The 15,931-nt window shown below is 59.8% G+C and carries 13 protein-coding genes and 2 pseudogenes; 9 read left to right on the forward strand and 6 right to left on the reverse strand.

Features of this window, described 5'->3' with window-relative positions; genetic code table 11:
- Nucleotides 1–79: 79 nt before the first annotated feature.
- Complete coding sequence (locus tag ACIPIN_RS04070; RefSeq protein ID WP_401115629.1) at nt 80–1,534, forward strand: TrkH family potassium uptake protein; 1,455 nt, start codon at nt 80–82, stop codon at nt 1,532–1,534.
- Here ACIPIN_RS04070 and ACIPIN_RS04075 read toward each other — a convergent pair.
- On the reverse strand, nt 1,491–2,552 hold the full coding sequence (locus ACIPIN_RS04075) for an AraC family transcriptional regulator (protein ID WP_401115632.1): 1,062 nt from the start codon (nt 2,550–2,552) through the stop codon (nt 1,491–1,493). The two genes, ACIPIN_RS04070 and ACIPIN_RS04075, sit on opposite strands and share 44 nt — an antisense overlap.
- Before the next feature lie 161 nt (nt 2,553–2,713).
- Here ACIPIN_RS04075 and ACIPIN_RS04080 point away from each other — a divergent pair, with 161 nt between their 5' ends.
- Both ACIPIN_RS04080 and ACIPIN_RS04085 read left to right on the forward strand, forming a co-directional pair.
- The gene (locus tag ACIPIN_RS04080; protein WP_401115635.1) at nt 2,714–3,025 is read left to right on the forward strand and encodes an Mpo1-like protein; all 312 of its coding nucleotides are present in this window, start codon (nt 2,714–2,716) and stop codon (nt 3,023–3,025) included.
- Nucleotides 3,026–3,150: 125 nt separating this feature from the next.
- Complete coding sequence (locus ACIPIN_RS04085; protein ID WP_401115638.1) at nt 3,151–3,741, forward strand: HD domain-containing protein; 591 nt, start codon at nt 3,151–3,153, stop codon at nt 3,739–3,741.
- Between the two features lie 92 nt (nt 3,742–3,833).
- On the opposite strand, the gene ACIPIN_RS04090 is transcribed toward ACIPIN_RS04085, so the two are convergent.
- Nucleotides 3,834–4,655, reverse strand: coding sequence for a UDP-2,3-diacylglucosamine diphosphatase (locus tag ACIPIN_RS04090; protein ID WP_401115641.1), 822 nt, complete (start codon nt 4,653–4,655; stop codon nt 3,834–3,836).
- A 134-nt stretch (nt 4,656–4,789) separates the two neighbouring features.
- Here ACIPIN_RS04090 and ACIPIN_RS04095 point away from each other — a divergent pair, with 134 nt between their 5' ends.
- Entirely contained in the window at nt 4,790–5,548 is a 759-nt protein-coding gene (locus ACIPIN_RS04095; RefSeq protein ID WP_401115644.1) for an AraC family transcriptional regulator, read from the forward strand.
- 91 nt (nt 5,549–5,639) lie between these two features.
- The gene (locus ACIPIN_RS04100) at nt 5,640–6,536 is read left to right on the forward strand and encodes a DMT family transporter (RefSeq protein ID WP_401115647.1); all 897 of its coding nucleotides are present in this window, start codon (nt 5,640–5,642) and stop codon (nt 6,534–6,536) included.
- Nucleotides 6,537–6,669: 133 nt separating this feature from the next.
- Here ACIPIN_RS04100 and ACIPIN_RS04105 read toward each other — a convergent pair whose 3' ends face one another.
- The 4 genes and pseudogenes from ACIPIN_RS04105 to recQ all read right to left on the reverse strand — a co-directional run bounded on the left by ACIPIN_RS04105 (nt 6,670) and on the right by recQ (nt 11,463).
- Nucleotides 6,670–6,951 (reverse strand): SelT/SelW/SelH family protein, encoded by a 282-nt coding sequence (locus tag ACIPIN_RS04105; RefSeq protein WP_401115650.1) that lies wholly within the window; start codon nt 6,949–6,951, stop codon nt 6,670–6,672.
- Nucleotides 6,952–7,008: 57 nt separating this feature from the next.
- Nucleotides 7,009–8,657 (reverse strand): annotated as a pseudogene (locus tag ACIPIN_RS04110) (FimV/HubP family polar landmark protein).
- Nucleotides 8,658–8,783: 126 nt separating this feature from the next.
- On the reverse strand, nt 8,784–9,218 hold the full coding sequence (locus ACIPIN_RS04115) for a MarR family transcriptional regulator (RefSeq protein WP_401115653.1): 435 nt from the start codon (nt 9,216–9,218) through the stop codon (nt 8,784–8,786).
- A 118-nt stretch (nt 9,219–9,336) separates the two neighbouring features.
- Complete coding sequence (gene recQ / locus ACIPIN_RS04120) at nt 9,337–11,463, reverse strand: DNA helicase RecQ (protein ID WP_401115656.1); 2,127 nt, start codon at nt 11,461–11,463, stop codon at nt 9,337–9,339.
- Between the two features lie 451 nt (nt 11,464–11,914).
- On the opposite strand from recQ, the gene ACIPIN_RS04125 reads away from it, so the two are divergent.
- The 4 genes and pseudogenes from ACIPIN_RS04125 to ACIPIN_RS04140 all read left to right on the forward strand — a co-directional run bounded on the left by ACIPIN_RS04125 (nt 11,915) and on the right by ACIPIN_RS04140 (nt 15,879).
- A complete protein-coding gene (locus ACIPIN_RS04125) occupies nt 11,915–12,502 on the forward strand; it encodes a UPF0149 family protein (RefSeq protein ID WP_401115659.1) in 588 nt (195 codons plus the stop codon).
- Nucleotides 12,503–12,561: 59 nt separating this feature from the next.
- Nucleotides 12,562–12,663, forward strand: a pseudogene (locus ACIPIN_RS04130) (DUF454 domain-containing protein); the annotation flags it as partial.
- A 195-nt stretch (nt 12,664–12,858) separates the two neighbouring features.
- Nucleotides 12,859–14,799 (forward strand): cyclic di-GMP receptor LapD, encoded by a 1,941-nt coding sequence (gene lapD, locus ACIPIN_RS04135; RefSeq protein ID WP_401115662.1) that lies wholly within the window; start codon nt 12,859–12,861, stop codon nt 14,797–14,799.
- 135 nt (nt 14,800–14,934) lie between these two features.
- A complete protein-coding gene (locus tag ACIPIN_RS04140; RefSeq protein WP_401115665.1) occupies nt 14,935–15,879 on the forward strand; it encodes a class I SAM-dependent methyltransferase in 945 nt (314 codons plus the stop codon).
- Nucleotides 15,880–15,931 lie beyond the last annotated feature (52 nt).

Genomic DNA, 15,931 nt, shown 5'->3' on the forward strand with positions numbered 1-15,931 from the left:
ACCGCCGCCGGGGTGCCGGTTTACATGACCTGCCTCGCAGGTAGAATGGTGCCCTTCCCTATCAGCCCGAGCGGATTTAATGGCGTTGCCGACCTTACGGATTATTGGTTTTATCATCGGCATCTTCCTGATCACCCTGGCCATCAGCATGGTTGTGCCGATGGCGACGCTCGTGATTTACGACCGCACCAGCGACCTGCCGTCGTTCCTCTGGGCCAGCATGATTACCTTTCTCGCCGGTCTGGCGCTGATCATCCCCGGACGACCCGAGCAGGTGCACCTGCGACCGCGAGACATGTACCTGCTCACCGTCTCGAGCTGGGTGGTGGTCTGCATATTCGCTGCCTTGCCGTTTCTGCTGACCCAGCGCATCAGTTACACCGACTCGTTTTTCGAAAGCATGTCAGGCATTACCGCCACCGGTTCCACTGTACTCAGCGGCCTGGACACCATGTCTCCGGGCATCCTGATGTGGCGTTCGTTGCTGCACTGGCTGGGCGGTATCGGCTTTATCGGCATGGCGGTTGCCATTCTGCCACTGCTGCGCATTGGTGGTATGCGGCTCTTTCAGACCGAGTCGTCGGACCGTTCCGAAAAGGTCATGCCACGTTCGCACATGGTGGCTCGGCTGATCGTCGCCGCCTACGTCGGCATTACCATCCTCGGCAGCCTGGCGTTCTGGTGGGCGGGCATGAACCCGTTCGACGCGATCAACCATGCGATGTCGGCAATTTCCACCGGTGGTTTCTCCACCTCCGACCAGTCCCTGGCCAAGTGGACGCAGCCGGCCGTGCATTGGGTCGCGGTGGTGGTCATGATTCTCGGCAGCCTGCCGTTTACCCTGTACGTGGCGACCTTGCGCGGCAATCGGCGAGCATTGATCAAGGATCAGCAGGTACAGGGATTGCTCGGCATGCTGCTGGTGACCTGGCTGGTACTCGGTACCTGGTACTGGTGGACTACCAACCTGCATTGGCTGGACGCACTGCGCCACGTTGCGCTGAACGTTACGTCAGTGGTTACCACCACCGGTTTTGCGCTGGGGGATTACAGCCTGTGGGGCAACTTCTCACTGATGCTGTTCTTCTATCTGGGCTTTGTCGGTGGTTGCTCGGGCTCGACCGCTGGCGGGATCAAGATCTTCCGTTTCCAGGTGGCCTTTATCCTGCTCAAGGCCAACCTTAACCAATTGATCCACCCGCGCGCGGTGATCAAGCAGAAGTACAACGGTCACCGTCTCGACGAAGAAATTGTTCGTTCGATTCTGACCTTTTCGTTCTTCTTCGCGATCACTATTTGCGCCATCGCCCTCGCACTCTCGTTGCTGGGCCTGGACTGGATGACGGCCCTGACCGGTGCGGCCAGTACGGTTTCCGGGGTGGGCCCGGGGCTGGGCGAAACCATTGGCCCGGCCGGCAACTTCGCCACACTGCCCGACGCCGCCAAGTGGATTCTGTCCCTCGGTATGCTGCTCGGGCGGTTGGAGATCATTACCGTGTTTGTGCTGTGTATCCCGGCGTTCTGGCGTCACTGACCTCATTGGGTGCTTCCATCAGCCGCACCCGGTATTCGCCGGGTGTGGTATCGAACCAGCGCCGAAAGGCCCGAAAGAAATTGCTCGGATCGGCGAACCCCAACAGGTAGGCAATTTCCAGCAGGGTCATGCTCGGTTGCGCCAGGTACTGCTCGGCCAACTCGCGGCGCGTGTCGTCGAGTAGCGTTTGAAAACTCGTGCCCTCCTCCTGCAAGCGTCGCTGCAAGGTGCGCTGGGACAAATGCAGGGTTTGCGCCACCGTATCGCGTTTGGGTTCGCCCTGAGGCAACAAACGACACAACACTTGCCGCGCCTTGTGGGTTACCCGACTTTCAGAAAACCGCGCCAGATATTCGCCGGCAAAGCGATCATGCAACAGCGCCATGGCCTCGTTGGCAGTCGGCAACGGCGCCTCCATGTCCGCTCGTTCAAAGATCAGCGCGTCATACGGGGCGTTGAACTCCAGCGGCGCATGAAAGGCTAATTTGTAGGGTTCGAGGTCTACGGGTTGAGCGCCCTGGATCAACACTTTACGTGGCTGCAAGGTGCGCCCGGTCAGCCAGCCGCACAGGCCCAGCGCGCAGGCCAGTGACGCTTCGGCACTTTGTCGGGTTGGTGGCAGGTGGTCGCCATGCACCGTGAGAATCAGCGCATAACCTTCAGGTAACAGTCGAAAACTGAGGTCGGCGCTTTCGGCGATGATCCGCTGATAACGCACCAAGCGCTGAAAGCCTTCAGCCAGGGTCTGGCTGGACATCAAGGCATAGCCGACCACATGAAACGATGCCGGGCGGACCAGCTTGCCCATGTTCAGACCGATCGCCGGGTTGCCGGACAGCTCTACCGCGCGCTGCCAGAGCCGCGTCATCGAATCTTGAGGGAAGCGCGCATCCGGATCATCCAGTGCCGCATAGTCGAGCCCCAGCTGTTTGAACAAGACCCGGCAATCCAGGCCGTCCATCTCCAGTGCTTTGACAATCCCCATCGCCCAGCTTGCAGAAGTCGTTCGTTCGCTCATGGCGTTTTCTTACTTGATGAGCCGCGTGTCACGGCCAATTTTCAGAAGGATACTAAAGTGGCGCCTATTGTCACTGGCTGTTGCCACTGATGACTCTAGACTCAAATAAGCTCCCCGCAGAACATCCGGTCCGCAGAACAATAACCACAGAGATCGCAGTCGTGGAAAACATCAAACGTTTCAGCAGCTTCGCCGAGTTTTACCCGTATTACCTCAGCGAACACAGCAACAGTACCTGCCGACGCCTGCACTTTGTCGGCACCAGCCTGGTCATTTTCATCCTCGCCTTCGCTATCGGCAAAGGTGCCTGGATGCTGTTGCTGACCCTGCCTATCGCCGGTTACAGCTTCGCCTGGGTCGGCCACTTCTTCTTTGAAAAGAACCGACCGGCGACATTTCAGCATCCGTTTTACAGCCTGCTCGGCGACTTCGTCATGTACCGCGACATGATTCTGGGCAAAATTCCGTTCTAGAGCTCCTTTCCAGGATCGCTGACCAGGCTCGCAGGGCCATCAAGCCGTCCCGTGCGGACAGTGCAGCATTGGATCCAGGCTCTACACTGCAAAACGTCCCTGCGAAAACAATAAGAGGATAGCCGATGAATGCGCACGTCCGTTTCACCCACATGAAGGATGGCACGCAGGAAGACTGGGCGATCATCGCCGCAGACTTCAGTGCCTACGCCAAACAATTGCCGACACGGATTGTGGCGCACCTGAAACTGCTGGAGGGTGATTTTGGCGGTTTCCCGGTCGATCGTCTGACCCACTCACTGCAAACCGCGACCCGCGCCTGGCGCGATGGCCGGGATGAGGAATACGTGGTGTGTGCGCTGCTCCACGACATTGGCGATACCCTCGGCACCTACAATCACGCGGACATCGCGGCGGCGATCCTCAAGCCATTCGTCAGCGCTGAAAACCTGTGGATGGTGGAAAAGCACGGGATTTTCCAGGGCTACTACTTCTTCCATCACCTGGGCATGGACCGGCACCTGCGCGAGCAATTTCGCGAACACCCGCAGTACCGACAGACCATCGAGTTCTGCGCCAAGTACGACGCCGCAGCCTTTGATCCAGCGTACGACACGTTACCGCTGAGTTTCTTCGAACCTATGCTGGAACGCCTGTTTGCCCGGCCGAAAAACTCGATCTACAAAGCGGCAATGGAAGAATACGCACCGGCCTGAGATCAAGAGATCGCAGCCTTCGGCAGCTCCTACGGGATCGGGTTAGCACGCGAACATCGTAGGAGCTGCCGCAGGCTGCGATCTTTCCAGCATCAAACCGGTTCCGCGACCTTCACCAACTCCGCCTTCAATTGTGCCTCTCGCGCCTGGGCATCCGCCAACCGGTACAACTCGATCGAGCCATCCCAATGCTCGATCAGCGCCGTGCACGACTCCACCCAATCCCCACAGTTGAGGTAATCCACCTCGCCGACCTTACGGATTTCCGCGTGGTGGATGTGCCCGCAAACCACCCCGTGCAGCTTGCGTTTGACGCACTCGTGGGCAATGGCCTCTTCAAAATCGCTGATGAAGCTGACCGCGGTTTTGACCTTGTGCTTGAGGTACGCCGACAACGACCAGTAACCGTAGCCGTAACGCGCGCGCCAGTGATTGAGCCAGCGATTGAGCGTCAGGGTGAACTCGTAGGCCGAATCGCCCAGAAACGCCAGCCAGCGGTGATAACGCGTGATCACGTCGAACTGGTCGCCGTGAATCACCAACAGATGCCGACCATCCGCGGTGACGTGAACCGCCTCGTCCACCAGTTGGATGTTGCCGAGAATCAGCTTCGAATAACGCCGCAGAAACTCATCGTGGTTGCCGGTGACGTAAATCACCTCGGTGCCGCGCTTGCTCATGGTCAGCAGACGGCGGATGACGTTGGTGTGAGCCTGAGGCCAGTACATGCCGCTGCGCAGCTTCCAGCCATCGATGATGTCGCCGACCAGATAGACCTTGTCAGCCTGATAGCCCTTGAGAAACTGCGACAAATGCTCGGCCTGGCAATCCCGGGTGCCGAGGTGCACATCGGAAATCCACAAGGTGCGCACGCGTTGTTTACGGCTGGGTTTGGCGACTTCGGCGCTGGTCATGGACAACCTCTGCGAGATTTTTCGCAAGCTTGCGCCACAGCGATTAATAGCCCATGACACAAATGCGGCAGTCTGATGACAGCCCGAGCCGGGACGCGGCCGGTGTAGACTGCCACTCTGCCCAGGAGACTGCGATGAGACCGATCCTCACGCTACGCCAATACACCCACGACTTGATCGTCCACAGCCACGACCACGCGCAACTGGTGTTCGGCCTGTCGGGTGCGCTCGACTTCGAGGTCGGCGGGCATGGCAGCCAAGTGGTGCAGCAAAGTTTCGTGGTGGTGCCCTCAGGTGCCCATCACGTCTGTGGCAGCCCGAATGGCAGCCGCTGCCTGGTGCTCGATGTACCGAGCGATCAGTGGGTTTCGCAATCATTGGGCGAGCATGCCGATGCCAGTCGGCGCTTGCTCGACAACCCCGGACGCTTGCCGCTGGACGCTGGGCAAAGTCAGCTAGTGAGCTGGCTGGCGAGCAGCCCGGTAAGTGACCCGCTAATCGCCCAGCAAGGCGCCGTGTTGTTGCTCGCCAGCCTCAACAACGCCGCGCCGAACAGTATCGCCGGGCGACGGTTGCCCTACGCCGCGCTCAACGCTCACATCGACCAATACGCCGCCTACCCGCTGCAAGTCGCCGATCTGGCACGTATCGCCGGGCTGTCCAGCGCGCGCCTGCATGCGCGGTTTGTGGCCGAATGCGGGCAGACGCCGATGGATTACATCCGCAGTCGCCGCTTGCACATCGCGGTGAAGTTGCTGCGTGAGTCCGCGCTGCCCATCGGCGAAGTCGCCAGCCGTGTCGGCTATGGATCCCAGAGTGCCTTCGCCGCCGCGGTGATGCGTGAGTTTGGCGCCTCCCCGGGTGCGCTGCGTCGTACGGTGAGCAAGCGCTAGGCTGACGATAAAAGACGCGAGTTTGACGACAGACAAATCAGGCAGTCACGAGGTTCAATGTCGTAATTGCCTCTATGGATTAAGGATTGAAATGACTCCGCGTACCGCCCTTGGCGCCCTGCATATCGGCGCACTGATGTTTGGCCTGACCGGAGTGTTCGGCAAACTCGCCGTCTCTGCCTCCCCCGCCATTATCGTCTTTGGCCGTGCGGCATTCGCGGTGATCGCCCTGGCGTTCTTTGCCCGTTTCGCCAGCAACACCGGCTGGCAGAAACTCGAAGCCGTGGACTGGCGTCGCCTGCTGCTCAGCGGCCTGTTACTGGCCGGGCATTGGGTGAGCTTTTTCATTGCGGTCAAAGTGGCCGGCGTGGCGATTGCAACCCTGGGCTTCGCCAGCTTCCCGGCGTTCACCGTGATCCTTGAAGGCCTGATCTTCCGCGAGCGGATTCGCACCAATGAAATACTTTTGGTGGTGCTGGTGAGCGTTGGGCTGGTGCTGGTCACCCCGGATTTCGATCTGGCCAGTGAGGCCACCAGCGGTCTGCTCTGGGCTGTAGGCTCGGGCTTGCTGTTCGCCCTGTTGTCGCTGACTAACCGCGCCAGCTCCGGACGTATACCCGCCGTGCAGGCCGCGCTGTGTCAGAACGTGGTGGTCGCGCTCTGCCTGCTGCCGGTGGCGGCACCGGGTTTGAGTGAAGTACGCGCCATCGATTGGCTGTGGATCGGTCTGCTCGGGGTGTTCTGCACCGGCGTCGCCCACAGTTTGTTCGTTGCCAGCCTGGCGGTGATCAAGGCTCGCACCGCAGCGGTGGTGTTCGCTCTGGAGCCGGTTTACGGCATCACCGTCGCCTGGCTGCTGTTCAATGAGAATCCGACACTGCGGATGTTGATTGGCGGTGCGCTGATCATCATCGCGATTGTGGTTTCCAGCAGTCTGTCTGGCAGTTCAAGCAAGAAAAACGTGGCGGCTGAAGCAGCCTCTCATTAGGTTCGACGAAAACCAGCCGAGCGAAGATCAGGCAAGACAAAAGCTGGTGAGAAAGCGGAGTTGACGCTAGTCAATGAGCATTTCGAACCTGCTTTTAACGCAGCATGATCGATGAGCAGACGGTTTTCGTCACCTAACGGTCGTTGTGGCCGAGGTCGCGGCTTGGATCGATCTGATCGCGAACCCGCTGCTTGAGCACCTTGGCCTCCGGGAAGCCGCCGTCGGCCTTGCGCTCCCAGATCTGTACCCCGGCGCAGGTAATGTGAAACACCCCGCCGGTTCCCGGCACCAGTGAAACCTTGCCCAGGTCGTCACCGAAGGTGCTGAGCAACTCCTGGGCCAGCCAGGCGGCGCGCAACAGCCATTGGCATTGCGTGCAATAGGTGATGACAACTTCTGGTTTGCTGGTGGTCATGGTGCGCTGGACTCCTGAGCTCGATGGCATCGCTATCATAGCCGGCGCTGGAGGAGTTCAGCGAATGCTGGCCAACAGGCTGCGGGCGGTGTGCTTCAAGGATTCGTCACTGTCCTTGAGTAACTCGTTCAACACTGGATGGCGCTGTCCAGATCACCGTCGTCGATACAGTTCTGCGCCTCCTCCAGTTTGCCGGCGTGGACCTCTTCGCGCTCCTGCCCTGCGAACTCCACCGGCAACGGCTCAAGTTCCAGGGCCGGTGAGGCATCGGCGAAATCGTCGAGAAAACCATCGTCCAGCGGCTCCAGCTGATCCACGGGTTTAGCCATTGCCACTGTTGTGTCGGACGGACTGACCAGATCCCAGCTCGATTCCATCGACAAATCATCCAGATTCAACTGGAACTCATCCCGTACCGAAACAGCAGGTTCAGCCGTCGATTCAAGAGTCGCCGAAGATTGTGCACTGGCCAGTTTTGGCGAACCCGCACGAATCTGCTCCAGCACCTCGGTGCTGTAACCCGCTTCAAGCAGGCTGTTTTCGTGCTCCGAATAACCTGCGCTGTCGCCCTGCTGCCCCAGCACCTCCAATAACTTCAGGTTCAAATCACTGCGCTGCGGTTCTTTGAGCAAGGCTTCGCGCAACAAACTGACCGCCTCGGCGAAGCGGCCATACGTCAGGTAGATACCGACGCCCTCAAGCACTTCCGCCCCATGAACGGTTTCGCGGTTCGCGGGGGTGGCTTGTGTCGTAGAAAGCTCAACCAGTAGTTTCTGTGCAGTACCGGGTGCTGCCCAACCGACCACCGGCTCATGTCGCGGCGCTGGTTCTGACACAGGCTGTACCCGCCGCTGACGGCGCACAAACCAGCCCAACAGCAACAGCGCGCCAAGCACCGGCACCATCAGACCGACGATCAACCACAGCGTCGATCCACTGTTTGTCTCATCCACCGGTGCAACGGGTAGCGGGACTGGCGCAGCAGGAGTGACGGGTGTGGGTAAGGGCTTTTGGGCTTCGGCCAACTCGGTTTGCAGATCGCTGACTTGCTTGCGCTGGCTGGCGATCTGCTCATCCTGGGCTTGTAGCCGGGTGTTCAACTGATCGACGGTTTGTTTCAGTTGCTGGTTTTCCAGAACGCTGGCTGCCAGCAATTCAGAAGTGGGGTCGGTAGCCGCAGGCAGCTTGCTCGCCGGGGCAGCAGCAGGCGTTTTGGCGGGTGCGACGGCAGTGGGTTGCCGGCTGATCGCCGGGGTCGGCTCAACGTCACTCGCCGGTACGATTCCCGGTGAGCCCGGTGGATCGATCAGCAACGTGTATTCGCGCAGTAAATGCCCGTTGGGCTGGTTCACCTGCACCAGAAAGTTCAGGAAAGGTTCATTGACCGGTTTACTGGACACCACCCGAATCACGCGGCGATCGCCACGCAGAACGGCGGTAAAACGCAGGTCGTTGAGAAAAAACACTCGCTCGACACCGGCGCGGGCGAACTCGTCCGCCGTCGCCAGGCTGACCGAGAGTTCACCGTCGGTCAGAGGACCGGGATCGACCAAGGCGATTTCGGCATTCAACGGTTGGTTCAAAGCTGAGTGCAACGTGATGTCGCCCAACCCGAGCGCAGGAGCCAATGCTGAGTAAAACAAGGCGCCAGCGATCGACAACAGGTTGACGGAGCGCCGTAACACAGACTGCAAACTCTCAAGCATGAGCATCCCTTCGATAACCAGAACCACCAATGCGTATTCGCACTTCCAGTACGAACACGTTATTGCCTGGTAATTCTTATAGTCTGCTCAGCGCCAGTTCTCAAAAGTCTGCTGTGTGGTTATGCCTCAAGATTTTTCCAGATTGGCCAGAATGTGCCCATGAACCCGCATGCACACCCGCAGCTCTTCCTCGTCGACGCCCTCGAACAGCTCGTGGCGCAACTCGGTGGCAATGGTTTCAATTTGTTCAATCAAGGGACGGGCGGACGCACACAGCACGATTTTTTTCGCCCGGCGGTCTTCCACCACGGCCTGACGCTGCACCAGACCCTGGGTTTCCAGGCTATCAAGCAGGCGGGCCAGCGTTGGCCCTTCAACACCCACGCTTTGTGCCAGCTCACGCTGAGTGGGGGCCTCTTCGAAACGCGCCAGGTGCAGCAGCACCAGCCAGCGGGCCTGAGACAGGCCAAGGCCGGCGAGACGGCGATCCAGTTCGGCGCGCCAGCCGCGAGACATCTGCGCCAACTGCATGCCAAAACGGTGTTGATCGGTTAACGGCATAAAAAACTCATGGTTAGACTGAAATAAGGTGAAACTAATTATTAGTCAGCTAAGCATGACCCTCGATTCGAAGCAAGGCTCGGTCTGTACTGAATCGTTACATCTTGATATTCGGCACTTAAACTTCAAACTCCGACTGCAACGCCGCTCTCACGCAGTACAAAACACCCTCAGGGACACGGCCGGCAAACAACGCGGAAATCTCCGACACTGGCGGCAACTCGCCCTCGCCGTCCAGAAATGCGTCCTGGACTTCACCCATCAGGTCTTCCGGAAGGTCCAGTGCCTGTTCCAGCGACAATTGCTGCTTGCCAATGGCCTCGGCGAGCATCGTGTACACGTTCTTTTCCGAGCATTGCAACTGACCGGCAATCTGCATCGGTGTCATGCCGGCGCGCGCCAGGGTGATCAATTCGTGACGCAGGTCGGCGACCACTTTCGGCGCCTCGACCTGGCCGCCCAGCACTTCGAGGAAGGCCTCGCCATAGCGCTCCAGCTTGCGCGCACCGACGCCGCTGACCTTGGCCATTTCCGGCAGGGAGCTTGGCTGGCTGCGGAGCATTTCGAGCAAGGTCGAATCGGGGAAGATGACGTACGGCGGCACGCCATGTTCTTCGGCGAGCTTGCGTCGCAGAGCGCGCAATGCTTCCCATTGCTCGCGTTCTTCGCCGCGTACCAGCTGGCTGGCCTGGCTGGTGCTGCTTTTCACGGTAGTTTGCGGCTTGAGGTCGCGGCGCAGCTCCAGGGTCACTTCACCCTTGAGCAGCGGCCGGCAGCTGTCGCTCAAGCGCAAGCCGCCGTAGCCTTCCAGATCAATATCCGCCAGACCGCGCGCCACCAGCTGTCGGAACAATGAACGCCATTCGCCTTCAGCCCGCGCTTTGCCGACACCGAACACCGACAGATGCTGATGGCCGATGCTGCGGACTTTTTCGTTGTCCTTGCCCAGCAACACATCAACCAGATGCCCGACGCCGTAGCGCTGGCCAGTGCGGTAGATCGCCGAAAGTGCCTGACGGGCCGGTTCGGTGGCGTCCCAGGTCTGCACACCGTCGACGCAGTTGTCGCAATGCCCACAGGGTTGCGGCATGTCTTCGTCGAAATAGGCCAGCAAGGTCTGACGGCGGCAGCGGGTTTCTTCGCAGAGCGAGAGCATGGCGTCGAGCTTGTGCTGCTCCAGACGCTTGTGGCGTTCATCGCCTTCGGAGTTCTGCAGCATCTGCTTGAGCATCACCACGTCTTGCAGGCCGTAAGCCATCCAGGCATCTGCCGGCAGACCGTCACGGCCGCCGCGACCGGTTTCCTGGTAGTAGGCCTCAAGGGATTTCGGCAAGTCCAGGTGGGCGACAAAACGCACGTTGGGCTTGTCGATGCCCATACCGAACGCCACGGTGGCGACCATGATCAGGCCTTCTTCGTTGAGGAAGCGCTTCTGATTATGTGCCCGCGTATCGTTGGGCAGACCGGCGTGGTACGGCAGCGCCGGGAAACCTTGCTCGCTGAGGAACACAGCCACTTCGTCGACCTTCTTGCGCGACAGGCAATAAACGATGCCGGCGTCGCTGCGCCGCTCCGCCAGGAACGCCAGCAACTGCTTGCGCGGCTGCTCCTTGGGCACGATGCGGTAGAAAATATTCGGCCGGTCGAAACTCGACAGGAAGCGCTCGGCATTCTGCAGATGCAGGCGCTCGACGATTTCTTCGCGGGTACGCTTGTCGGCCGTGGCGGTCAGGGCGATGCGCGGGACATGGGGGAACAATTCCGCCAATTGGCCCAATTGCAGGTATTCCCGGCGGAAGTCGTGACCCCATTGGGACACGCAGTGAGCTTCGTCAATGGCGAACAGAGCAATTTCAAGACTTTGCAGGAACGCCAGCATCCGTGGTTGAACCAGGCGCTCAGGTGCCAGGTACAGCATCTTCACTTCGCCACGCTTGATCCGCGCCGCCAGATCGCGCTGTTGCTCGGCGCTCAGGGTCGAATTGAGCGCCGCCGCGGCCACACCGAGCTCTTCAAGCGTCGCGACCTGATCGTCCATCAGCGCAATCAGCGGTGAAACCACTACCGCGAGGCCGTCACGCAGCAGTGCCGGGACCTGGAAACACAAGGATTTACCGCCGCCGGTCGGCATCAGCACCAAGGCGTCACCGCCACTGGCCACGCGCTCAATGATGGCACCCTGACGGCCACGGAAACTGTCGTAGCCGAAGATGTCCTTGAGGACGCGCTGAGCCTGTTCGAGCATGAATAACTCCAAATGGTGCTGAATATCCCTGTGTGCAGGCTGGATCAAAAAACCACGTTGTTCACGGACAGATCCGTAAGCGGATTTGTCCGGGACCGTCGCGACACCTGCAGGGCTTTGCAAAACGCGCGAGTATACCCGAGCGATACCGGCCAAAGGGTGTCACTGACGAATAGCCGCCCCGTCCAGATCAACAACTCCCCCGTAGCAGCTGGCGCAGCCTGCGTTCGGCTGCGAAGCAGTCGTAAACCCTATCGATTCGGTCTACCTGAAACACTGCGGTGCCTGATTTTGCGACCGCTTCGCGGCCGAACGCAGGCTCGCGGGCTCGCCAGCTGCTACAGATCGGGTTTAGACCGGCTTGGAATGCGGGCAAATCTGCCGCGCGGCTGGCCGGACCGCTCAAGAACGCCTAGAATTGGGCATCGTATATTCCCAAGGTAGCCCTTCAATGTCCTTCGCTGAGCAACTAACCCGCCTGCAAGCCTTCCTCGACGCCGACGAGCTGCATGACGAGGCGCTGGACTATGTGGCCGCCCACGGCTATCTGACGGCCCTGTCGATCTGTTCCGAGACGGTGCCTGATCGTGAGTGGATCGACGCGCTGTTCGCCGAAGAGCCGCATTATCGCGACGACGCCGAGCGTGCAGAAATCGAATCGACCCTGTTGGCCCTCAAGGCTCACATTGCTCGCCAACTGGCGTCCGATGAAGAGTTCGAGCTGCCGTGTGACCTGGACCTGGGCGAAGAGCCGGATGATTCCGACCTGCGCGGCTGGTGCATCGGTTTCATGGAAGGCGTATTCCTGCGTGAAGAAGCCTGGTTCGAAACCGCCGAAGACGAAGTCAGCGAAATGCTGCTGCCGATCATGGTCGGTTCCGGCCTGTTCGATGAGCAGCCTGAATTCTCCGACATCGCGGCCGACGCCAACCTGATGGACGACATGATCGTGCAGATCCCGGAAGCCCTGACCGCGCTGTACCTGCTGTGCAACGCGCCAGACGAAAAACCGGCGATCCTCAAGCCTCGTCACCACTAACAGGCCGTTGAAAAAGGATTTGCCTGTGGCTGACCCCATAGGCAAACCCTCCCTGGTACTGCGTCCTCGTCCTCCTGCCTTGGGCATGCGGCTTCATGCTGACCAGCGCGGTGCTGGTGACGGTGTCTATCCTGCGGCAGAAACCCCCTACCAAATCCTGAATACCCCCCCTTTGTGCTGAGGGAGCTTGCTCCCGCGCGGCGACCTGCCCTGCTTTTCACAAAACAGCACCTAAACTGCAGACATCTGCACGTCAGTCGCCAGACATATCCCATCGTTCGCCCAAGGCCAACGTGGCGACTGCGAAGGTTCGCGATGGGTGATGGCTAACGCCGTCAACCCGCAAGGAGCGCCTCATGTCGCTGCTCAAACAGTTGTTTCTGGCCATCTGCCTGTTCTTGCTGGTGGCCTTCAGCGGTAGTTTTTTTGTCAGTCTGGAGAGTTCGCGCGAGCAAATGCTCGGTCAATTGCGTTCGCACGCCCAGGACGCCGCCACTGCGCTGGGGCTGTCGTTGAGCACACAGATCGACGACCTGTCGAAGATCGAGTTGATGGTCAGCTCGATCTTCGACAGCGGCTACTTTTCCAGTATTCGGGTCATCAACATCGAGGACGAGCGCGTACTGGTGGAGCGTAACGCTGCCGCCACCCCCAAAGACGTACCGGGCTGGTTCGTCGATCTGGTGAACCTGCACCCGCAAGGGGGCAATGCCTTGGTCATGCGCGGTTGGGAGCAAGCGGCGCGCGTTGAAGTGGTGAGCAACCTACAGTTCGCCCTGACCAAACTGTGGGACAGTACCCTTGGCAGTCTGGTCTGGTTACTGCTGTGCGGGTTGCTCAGTGCGGTGTTCGGCGGCTGGTTGCTGCGCCGGCAACTGCGCCCGCTGGATGCCATGGTCAAACAGGCTGAAGCCATCAGCAAACGCGAGTTTCTCAGCCTGCCGAAGTTGCCCAGAACCCCGGAACTCAAACGCGTGGTGCTGGCGATGAACCAAATGGTCGAAAAACTCAAAGGACTGTTTGCCGAAGAGGCCGCACGCAGCGAAAAACTCCGCGTCGAGTCGTATCAGGACAGCCTCACGGGGTTGGCCAACCGACGGTTACTGAATGAGCAACTCACTGACCATTTGCTGGTGACCGAACAAAGCAGCGCCGGACACCTGCTGATGCTGCGGATCAATGACCTGACCGGGCTCAATCAGCGACTGGGTGGCCAGCGCACGGACGCGCTGATCACAGCAGTCGGTCAGTTACTTAAACGCCTGATTCAACAGCCTGATCGCCATACCTGGCTGGCCGCACGCAATCGTGGTGGTGAGTTCAGCCTGCTGACCCCCGGCCTGGACAACAAGGACGCGACGCGCCTGGCCGCAGAGATCAGCGCCACCCTGGAGAACCTGCGTCTGACCGGCGCCAGCGACTGCATGCCAGTGGCGCATCTGGGGATAGTCGCCTACACACCTGGCGAAGCGTCCACCAACGTACTGCTGCGCCTCGATCAGGCACTGACTCAGGCCCAGCAGCACCCTGAACGGCCATGGGTGCATCTGGCGCAGTCCGATAACGCACCGAACCAGACGCAGCATGACTGGCGCACCTGGATCGATGACGCCCTGACCCACGGCAAAATGCAGCTGTACTTGCAACCCGTGGTGCAATGCGCCGACACCAGCCAGGTGCTGCACCACAAAGTGCTGGCGCGGCTGCTCGACCCGCAGGGCGAAGCCATTTCGGCAGGACACTTTCTGCCATGGGTCGAGCGTCTGGGCTGGTCGGCACGGTTCGATCTGGCGATGCTCGAACACACCCTCGACTATCTGGCCGAACACAGCTGGCCGCTGGCCTTGAGTTTGTCTGGCAGCACCCTGCGCGATGCCACACAACGGCGCCTGATCCTCGACATGCTCGACGCCCTGCCCGGCCTCGCACCGTTGCTGACCCTTGAGTTCGACGAACGCCAACTGCCGCCCCCCGAAGAGTTGCGTCAACTGAGCCTGAGCCTGCGCGACACCGGTTATGGGATCGGCCTGCAGCACTTCGGCGGCAGCTTCAGCCAGATCGGCAACCTCACCCAACTGGGTTTGGCCTACTTGAAAATCGACGGCAGCTACATTCGTGCCATCGACCAGCAAAGCGACAAACGACAGTTCATCGAAGCCATTTTCCGCGCGACCAATAGTATTGATTTGCCGTTGATAGCCGAGCAGGTAGAGACACAGGCTGAGCTGGAGGCGATCACGTCGCTGGGGCTCTTCGGCGTCATGGGCCGGCTGATCGGACCGCCAGCGCCCATATAGGTGACTCGACAGGCGCACGCCATGTGACATTGGCCAATGCAGGAGGATTTTTTAGCCCGTCGTTGCCCGCCAGGGTTCAAAGCAGGGCAAACTGTGCGCGGTTTTGCCCCCCCACATTCGACACAGCGACCGCCCATGACCAAGACAAGGACTGCGCTCAAACACTTCGATATGCTGGCCGCCCGGCACGCTTACGCGCAAGGCCGGAACATAACGGAGCTGCTTCGCCAACAAAAGCAACTGAGCTACAACTCCCCCGAGATCATTGAGGCCGCCTACGATTTGCAGGCCGGCACGTACATCGATTACGTCGAAAACAACCTCACCCAGGCCCACGCCTACGCCGGTGAACTGGCCAGCCTGCTGAGCCAGCACCTCAAGCCTCAGGACTCACTACTGGACATCGGAACCGGTGAGTTGACGACCCTGAGCCTGATCGCCCGGCAGTTACCCTTCCCGCCCGAACAACTTTATGCCTTCGACATCAGTTGGTCACGGGTGCACAAGGGCATGGCATTTGCGCAGCAACACATGGGCGAAACCTTCGAACGACTCACGCCGTTTATCGCCGACATCAGCGAAATCCCCCTGCTCGACAAATCCGTCAACGTCACCGTTTCAAGCCATGCGCTGGAACCCAATGGCGAAACGCTCAGCGAACTCCTAGAAGAGTTGTTCCGTGTGACGATCGACAAGCTGGTGCTCTTCGAGCCGTCCTACGAAATCAACAGTGAGCAGGGCCGACAGCGTATGGATCGGTTGGGTTACATCAAGAACATCGCCGGGGTCGTTGAACAGCTCGGTGCAACCCTGGTCGAACAGATCCCGATAAAGACGTCCTCCAACCCGCTCAACCCCACGGTCTGCTTTGTCATCACCCCTCCCGACGTAGCGACCCGACGCGCTCCAACCGAGCGCCGCCCCAGCGAGGTATTTTCGGTGCCGGGCACCAATCTGCCGCTGGAAAACCGGGATGGGTTCTATTGCTCACAGGACACCAGGCTGTGTTTTCCGGTGCTCAAGTCACTGCCGATCCTTAAATCCAGCGCGGCGATCCTGGCATCGGCGCTGATGGATTGAACGCACGGCGTTGAAGGGAAACAAAGATCGCAGCCTTCGGCAGCTCCTACAT

This window comes from Pseudomonas sp. NPDC087697 (genome assembly GCF_044743155.1).
Lineage (GTDB): Bacteria > Pseudomonadota > Gammaproteobacteria > Pseudomonadales > Pseudomonadaceae > Aquipseudomonas.

Coding starts and splice junctions, on each gene's coding strand:
- ACIPIN_RS04115 (WP_401115653.1), bottom strand. CDS start 9,218: ATGCCGTTAACCGATCAACACCGTTTTGGCATGCAGTTGGCGCAGATG.
- ACIPIN_RS04070 (WP_401115629.1), top strand. CDS start 80: ATGGCGTTGCCGACCTTACGGATTATTGGTTTTATCATCGGCATCTTC.
- ACIPIN_RS04095 (WP_401115644.1), top strand. CDS start 4,790: ATGAGACCGATCCTCACGCTACGCCAATACACCCACGACTTGATCGTC.
- ACIPIN_RS04085 (WP_401115638.1), top strand. CDS start 3,151: ATGAATGCGCACGTCCGTTTCACCCACATGAAGGATGGCACGCAGGAA.
- ACIPIN_RS04075 (WP_401115632.1), bottom strand. CDS start 2,552: ATGAGCGAACGAACGACTTCTGCAAGCTGGGCGATGGGGATTGTCAAA.
- ACIPIN_RS04090 (WP_401115641.1), bottom strand. CDS start 4,655: ATGACCAGCGCCGAAGTCGCCAAACCCAGCCGTAAACAACGCGTGCGC.
- lapD (WP_401115662.1), top strand. CDS start 12,859: ATGTCGCTGCTCAAACAGTTGTTTCTGGCCATCTGCCTGTTCTTGCTG.
- ACIPIN_RS04105 (WP_401115650.1), bottom strand. CDS start 6,951: ATGACCACCAGCAAACCAGAAGTTGTCATCACCTATTGCACGCAATGC.
- recQ (WP_401115656.1), bottom strand. CDS start 11,463: ATGCTCGAACAGGCTCAGCGCGTCCTCAAGGACATCTTCGGCTACGAC.
- ACIPIN_RS04100 (WP_401115647.1), top strand. CDS start 5,640: ATGACTCCGCGTACCGCCCTTGGCGCCCTGCATATCGGCGCACTGATG.
- ACIPIN_RS04140 (WP_401115665.1), top strand. CDS start 14,935: ATGACCAAGACAAGGACTGCGCTCAAACACTTCGATATGCTGGCCGCC.
- ACIPIN_RS04125 (WP_401115659.1), top strand. CDS start 11,915: ATGTCCTTCGCTGAGCAACTAACCCGCCTGCAAGCCTTCCTCGACGCC.